The organism is Streptomyces sp. NPDC031132 (assembly GCF_055570595.1).
The window spans coordinates 1-6,021 of record NZ_JBVIGX010000078.1; the positions used below are offsets into that span (position 1 = coordinate 1).

General features: G+C 72.6%; 6 protein-coding genes. 5 read left to right on the forward strand and 1 reads right to left on the reverse strand.

Annotated features, from left to right (window positions below):
- Nucleotides 1-1,432 precede the first annotated feature (1,432 nt).
- A complete protein-coding gene (locus ACZ49B_RS38945) occupies nt 1,433-2,680 on the reverse strand; it encodes an MFS transporter (protein ID WP_468316022.1) in 1,248 nt (415 codons plus the stop codon).
- 133 nt (nt 2,681-2,813) lie between these two features.
- On the opposite strand from ACZ49B_RS38945, the gene rpe reads away from it, so the two are divergent.
- From rpe to ACZ49B_RS38970, 5 genes are all read left to right on the forward strand, one after another.
- Nucleotides 2,814-3,500 carry a ribulose-phosphate 3-epimerase gene (gene rpe, locus ACZ49B_RS38950; RefSeq protein ID WP_468316025.1) on the forward strand — a complete coding sequence of 229 codons (687 nt, stop codon included), beginning with the start codon at nt 2,814-2,816 and terminating at the stop codon, nt 3,498-3,500.
- A 124-nt stretch (nt 3,501-3,624) separates the two neighbouring features.
- A complete protein-coding gene (locus tag ACZ49B_RS38955; protein ID WP_432762288.1) occupies nt 3,625-4,638 on the forward strand; it encodes a sugar-binding transcriptional regulator in 1,014 nt (337 codons plus the stop codon).
- Nucleotides 4,639-4,753: 115 nt separating this feature from the next.
- On the forward strand, nt 4,754-4,975 hold the full coding sequence (locus ACZ49B_RS38960) for a CarD family transcriptional regulator (protein ID WP_030157491.1): 222 nt from the start codon (nt 4,754-4,756) through the stop codon (nt 4,973-4,975).
- Between the two features lie 70 nt (nt 4,976-5,045).
- Nucleotides 5,046-5,492, forward strand: coding sequence for a guanyl-specific ribonuclease (locus tag ACZ49B_RS38965; RefSeq protein ID WP_468316027.1), 447 nt, complete (start codon nt 5,046-5,048; stop codon nt 5,490-5,492).
- Entirely contained in the window at nt 5,489-5,863 is a 375-nt protein-coding gene (locus tag ACZ49B_RS38970; protein WP_468316030.1) for a barstar family protein, read from the forward strand. The genes ACZ49B_RS38965 and ACZ49B_RS38970 overlap by 4 nt, the downstream gene beginning before the upstream one ends.
- Nucleotides 5,864-6,021: the final 158 nt, after the last annotated feature.

The following is a 6,021-nucleotide window of genomic DNA, read 5'->3' on the forward strand; positions in this document are numbered from 1 at the left end:
AGGGCCCATAGGCACCCTTTCCGCGTCCGGGCGGGGTCAACCTGCACCAGACAGCGACCAGATGCCCATGCCGGTAGGGGTGGGCCCGCAGGCGCACCAAATCGCTACGCGCTTCTCTCTGTTTGGCGTCCGACGGCCGTCTGGGGCCGGTCATAAGCCGCCCACGGCCGCCGCACATCTCCGACGACGCGAGTGCGGGGTGTTTGTCCCGTTTCGACGACCGGTTGAGGGGTAAATGGGCGCTTGCCGGAGTGGGAGGTTGAGAAATCCGGCATCAGGCTCCCCCTCGCCCGCTTTTCGCCCCAACTGGCCTGCAGGCGCCTGGAAACCCGCCCATGGGAGGCGTGTGGGCGGCCTATGTCCAGCCCCAGACGGCCGCCGGGCGCCGAGAGATGAGAAGCGCGTAGCGATCTGGGGCGTCCACGGTCCAACCGGCACCGCATCGTCATCTCATCGCTGTCTGGTTCAGGTTGACCCTGCCCGGGTGCGGAAAGGGCACCCTATGGGCCCTTCAGGGAGCCGTGCCCTCCCCCTGGCCCCATCCCGCTCCGCCTGGGTGGTCCTGGTGAGCGGACTCCGGATGACAGGGGCTCCTGGGCGGCATCTCTGATGGGCCCTTATGGGAACGTGAACCCCCCGGCCATCCTTCGGGGGCTTCCCGGCAGTCTTATGGCATTCCGGGGCGGGTCGGTCGGTCAAGGGTGGCCGTAGGCCATCGCGTAGCGACGCGACGAAGGAGCGCCCTTGAGGGGCCGGCACGACACGGAAGGACAGTGGACTGACGGGACGCCCCCGGACACCCTCCGACACCGCTCACACAGACCCCGCCACCCCCCCGCCCCCGATGCGTGGGCGGGCGCCGGGTGTGTTGCTCCCGTCCGTTGTCCCCGCCCGGCCCGTTCGCCGCCGGGTGCGTGGTTCCTGCTCGTCGTCTCCCGCCCGGCCCGTTCGCCCCGGGAGGGTGGCTGCGGCCCGTTGTTCCCGGGCCGGTGCGTTCGCTGCCGGGTGTGTTGCTCCCGTCCGTTGTCCTCGCTCGGTCCGTCCGCCGCCGGGTGCGTGGTTCCTGCTCGTCGTCCCCCGCCCGGCCCGTCCGCCCCCGGGAGGGTGGCTCCGGCCCGTTGTCCCCCCGGCCGATCCGTGCGCCCCTGCGAGGGGGGCTGCAGCCCGTCCTCCCCCCGGCTCGTCCGTCCCGAAGGGCGTGGGCTCGCCCGCCGTCGCCTGGGCAGTCCACCCGGCCCCCGAGGGCGGGGACTCGTCCGTCCGCTCCCGGCTGGCCCACTCGCCCCGGTGCGGGCGTCCCGTCCGGGGTCCGGCGGGGCCGTTCGGCCCCGGCCGTGCGTCTCCCGCCGACAGGGTCCGGGTGGTCCCTTCGACGCCGACCGTGTTGGCTCCCGGCCGTCCTCACCCTGTCGGTCCATCCGACCCCACCCCCTCACACCCCCTCCACCCGCCCCCTGACCGGCGACAGGGACAGCGGGAGCCAGGCCAGGGCCATGATCGTCGCTCCCGTCCAGAGAGTGGTGTGGAGGGTCGTGAGGTCTGTCAGGAGGCCCGACAGGGCTGCGCCCAGGGCCAGGGCGCCGGTCAGCATGAAGCGGAAGGTGGCGTTCATGCGGCCCAGCAGGGGGTGCGGGGTCAGGTGCTGGCGGAGGCTGACGCCCAGGACGTTGTTCGAGCCGATCTTCATCATGGCCAGCAGCCACCCGGCGCCCGCCACCCAGAGCCAGACTCCGCGGTCCAGCAGCGGTACCAGCAGGGTCGCCGGGGTCAGGCTCAGGACCAGGGCGCGGCCGTACCCCACGCGGGCCGCGAAGGGCCGGGCCAGCCGGGCGCCCAGCAGCAGGCCCACGCCGCCCGCGGCCCAGAAGAGGCCGAGGGCGGCCGGGGACAGCCCGAGCTCCCGTACGAAGAGCACCGGCAGCATGGTGTTGATGATCGCGCCGCCCAGGTTGCTGAGGGCGGCGTTGAGTGCCAGGGCCCGCAGCTCGGGGTGGCCCAGTACGTGCCGCAGCCCCTCCCGGATCTGTGCCCGCAGCGGTGTCCTGTCGGCGGCCGGCGGGGCCGGGGTGGGGTCTATGCGGGTCAGGCGGAGCGCGGAGGCGAGGTACGCGGCCGCGGCGAAGGCCAGTGCAAGGGGCGCCGAGAGGGCGGCGACCAAGGCTCCGCCCGCCCCGCGGCCGGCGATGTTGGCGACGGCCATCAGGGTGACGACGGCCGCGTTGGCCCGGACCAGCCCCGCGCGGCCGATCAGCCGGGGCAGCACGCTCTGCGCGCCGACCTCCGAGAAGACGGTGGCGCAGCCGCCGAGCAGCACCACGGCGTACAGCTGCGCGAGCGTGAGCACGTCCAGCCACCGGGCGAGGGGGAGCGAGGCGAACAGGGCCGCGCGGGCGAGGTCCGCGGCGATCAGGACCCGGCGGGTGCGCAGGCGGTCCACCCAGGCGCCGGCGGGCAGCCCGATGAGGAGGAACGCGGTGGTGGACAGTGCGGCGAGGGTGCCGACCTGGCCGGCGGTCGCGTCGAGGGCGGTGAGGGCGAGCAGAGGGACGGCCACGTGGCCGGTGTTGGTGCCGAGCTGGCTGAGGGTGGTGGCGGAGAAGAGGGTGCGGAAGTCCTTGGTGCGCCAGGGCGAGGGGTCGGTGGTCCCGGACTGGGTCTCGGTCTCGGTGGCGGGTGTCATGCGGAGAACCGTGCCGGAAGACGATCTCTAAGAACAATTTAATTGTTCTCCGGTATTGGTTAAGCGTCGCTACGTCCGTCTCGAGTTCCGGGGTCGTGGCCGGAAGTGCGCGGAGGCATGGCAGGCTTGGGGCATGGCCGCTCAGATTAATCCCAGCATCCTGTCCGCCGACTTCGCGCGCCTCGCCGAGGAGGTGAAGGCCGTCGAGGGGGCCGACTGGCTGCACGTCGACGTCATGGACAACCATTTCGTCCCGAACCTCACCCTCGGCGTGCCCGTCGTGGAGTCCCTGAGCCGCGCCACGGACATCCCGCTCGATCTGCACCTCATGATCGAGGACCCGGACCGCTGGGCCCCGCAGTACGTCGAGGCGGGAGCCGGGTCGGTCACCTTCCACGCCGAGGCCGCCGCCGCGCCCGTGCGGCTCGCGCGGGAGATCCGGGCCAAGGGGGCGCGGGCGTCGATGGCGCTCAAGCCCGCCACGCCGATCGAGCAGTACGAGGACCTCCTCCCCGAGCTCGACATGCTGCTGATCATGACGGTCGAGCCGGGCTTCGGCGGCCAGCCCTTTCTCGACATCATGCTCCCCAAGATCCGCCGTACCCGGGAGCTGATCGCCAAGCACGGCCTGGAGCTGTGGCTCCAGGTCGACGGCGGGGTCTCGGCCTCGACGATCGAACGGTGCGCCGAGGCCGGAGCCGACGTCTTCGTCGCGGGAAGCGCGGTCTACGGGGCGGTCGACCCGGCCGCTGCCGTACGTACCCTGCGGGAGCAGGCGGACGTCGCGATCGCCGCGGCGCCCTGGGCCTGCGACCACTGAGACAAGGGTTGGTGAACAGCTCGGTGAACGGAAGCTGTCCAGGCTGATCAACGGTCGCCGGATCTGACAGGATGAACGGCGAGTCGAGAGTGTGAACAGCAGTGAGGAGAACGCGGTGTCTGCAATGTCGGCGGGACGGTCAGCCCTGCGGATGGGACCCGCGGAGCTGGTGCAGGCGGCGGCCATGGCCCGCCGCTTCTACCTGGAGGGCAAGTCCAAGATCCAGATCGCCGAGGAGTTCGGCGTGAGCCGCTTCAAGGTGGCCCGGGTCCTGGAGACCGCCCTCGAGCGCGATCTCGTGCGGATCGAGATCCGGGTGCCCGCCGAGCTCGATGCGGAGCGGTCCGACGCGCTGCGGTCCCGGTACGGGCTCCGGCACGCCGTGGTGGTCGAATCCCCGGCGGATGCGACCGAGGACGCGCCGGATCCGGAGAACCTGGGCGCGGTCGCCGCCGACCTGCTCGGCGAGCTCGTCAACGAGGGCGACGTACTGGGCCTGGCCTGGGGGCGGTCGACCATCCACATGGCCGCCTCCCTGCACCGGCTCCCGCAGTGCACCGTGGTGCAGCTGACGGGCGTGTACGACGCCGGTACGGCCGAGCGCGGGTCCGTGGAGGCCGTACGGCGGGCCGCCCAGGTCTCCGGCGGCGACGCCCACCCGATCTACGCGCCGATGCTGCTCCCCGACCCGGCGACCGCGGCGGCGCTGCGGAACCAGACGGGGATCGCCCGGGCCTTCGAGTACTTCGACAAGGTGACCGTCGCCGCGGTGTCGATCGGGTCGTGGGAGCCGGGGATCTCGACCGTCCACGACATGCTCACGGACGAGGAGCGCGCGCACTACGCCTCGCTGGGTGTCGCAGCCGAAATGTCCGCCCACCTGTTCGACTCCGAGGGGCGGCGCGTCGGGCGGGACCTCGGCGAGCGCTGCATCACCGTCGAGGCGGACCGGTTGCGCCGGATCCCCGAGGTGGTGGCGATCGCGGGCGGGCTGCGCAAGGCCTCCGCGATCGGGGCGGTGCTCCGGTCCGGCCTGGTGACCAGCCTGGTCACGGACACGGCGGTCGCGGACTACCTGCTCACCGAGTCGGCCCCGGGGCTGCGGCCGGCGCTGGAGCGGGCCGACCCGGACGACTGATCCGGGGCGGCGGGCCCCGCGGCGGGCGCCGTGGGACGCCGTGAGGCGGATGGTGCCGCAATTGAGATCCGAACAGCGGGCCGTGCGGCGGCCTGTGGGGCGCATACTGGTCTCAATGACAAAGTCCGCAGTACCTCGCCGCCATTTGCCGTCCAGCCCGTTCAAGGCCCCCGTGGAACCGCCGCTCCGGCAGTTCAGCGTCGGCGACCGGGTCTCTCACGATGAGCACGGCCTCGGCCGTGTCGTCGGTATCGAGGAGGGGATCGCCGTCCTGGTCGACTTCGGGTCGGTCCAGAAGAGAATTCTGAGCCCTTACACCAAGATGTCCGCCCTCTGAGGGTGCCGCCGTCGCGGAGACCGTTACCGCGCGATTCGCGGGCGAATCGGATATTTGGCACGATCGGTGCATGATCTTCAGGGACGTGCCCCGGTCGTTGCTGCGTTGCGTCGTGGGAGCGGTGTTCCTTTGCGTCGCGCTGGTCGGCGCGGCGGGGTGCGGTGGGGAGAAGGCCGCGCCGTCCGCCGCGGCCGGGGTGAGTTCGAGGGCTGATGCCCCTGCGCCCGTCTGGGCCGAGGGGATGGCCACCGTACGGGCCGATGCGCTGCCTTCGCAGGCGCGGGACGTGCTCGTGCTCATCGACAAGGGCGGACCGTACCCGTACCGGCAGGACGGGACCGTCTTCGGGAACTTCGAGAAGGTCCTGCCGAAGCAGAAGCGCGGCTACTATCACGAGTTCACCGTGAAGACGCCGGGTGAGCGTGACCGCGGGCCCCGGCGGATCGTGACCGGGGAGGGTGGGGAGTTCTTCTACACGGACGACCACTACGACACCTTCAAGGCGGTTCTGCGATGACCCTGGATCCGCAGCCGGCCGCCCCGGCGGTCGCCGCCGCCGAGAAGGCGGGCTGGACGACCCTCCGGGTGGACCTGGCCGGCGTACGCAGCAAGGCCGAGCTGATGCGGCGGTGGGGGGCGGCGTTGGCCGCGCCGGCGTGGTTCGGGGGGAACTGGGACGCACTGGCCGATGCGCTGATCGACTTGTCGTGGCTGCCGGAGGTGCCGGGACGGTTGGTGGTGGTGACCTCGTGGTCCTCGTACGCGGGGGCGCGACCGGGGGACTGGGAGACGCTCCAGGAGGTTCTGGAGGGCGCGCTGGAGTACTGGCGGGACGCCGATGACGGGGCGTTGGCCGTGCTCCTGGCCGAGCCGCCGCCCGCCGGCTGAGAACCCGGACAAGACCGTGGGGGCGGAGGCGATGCCTCCGCCCCCACGGGGGCGCCAGGGGGTGGGGGGGGGGGGGGGGGTGGGGGGGGGGGGGGGGGGGGGGGGGGGGGGGGGGGGGGGGGGGGGGGGGGGGGGGGGGGGGGGGGGGGGGGGGGGGG

Bases quoted from the DNA above. Each gene is read 5' to 3' on its own strand.
- ACZ49B_RS38955 (WP_432762288.1), top strand. From the start codon at position 3,625: ATGTCGGCGGGACGGTCAGCCCTGCGGATGGGACCCGCGGAGCTGGTG.
- ACZ49B_RS38960 (WP_030157491.1), top strand. From the start codon at position 4,754: ATGACAAAGTCCGCAGTACCTCGCCGCCATTTGCCGTCCAGCCCGTTC.
- ACZ49B_RS38945 (WP_468316022.1), bottom strand. From the start codon at position 2,680: ATGACACCCGCCACCGAGACCGAGACCCAGTCCGGGACCACCGACCCC.
- rpe (WP_468316025.1), top strand. From the start codon at position 2,814: ATGGCCGCTCAGATTAATCCCAGCATCCTGTCCGCCGACTTCGCGCGC.
- ACZ49B_RS38970 (WP_468316030.1), top strand. From the start codon at position 5,489: ATGACCCTGGATCCGCAGCCGGCCGCCCCGGCGGTCGCCGCCGCCGAG.
- ACZ49B_RS38965 (WP_468316027.1), top strand. From the start codon at position 5,046: ATGATCTTCAGGGACGTGCCCCGGTCGTTGCTGCGTTGCGTCGTGGGA.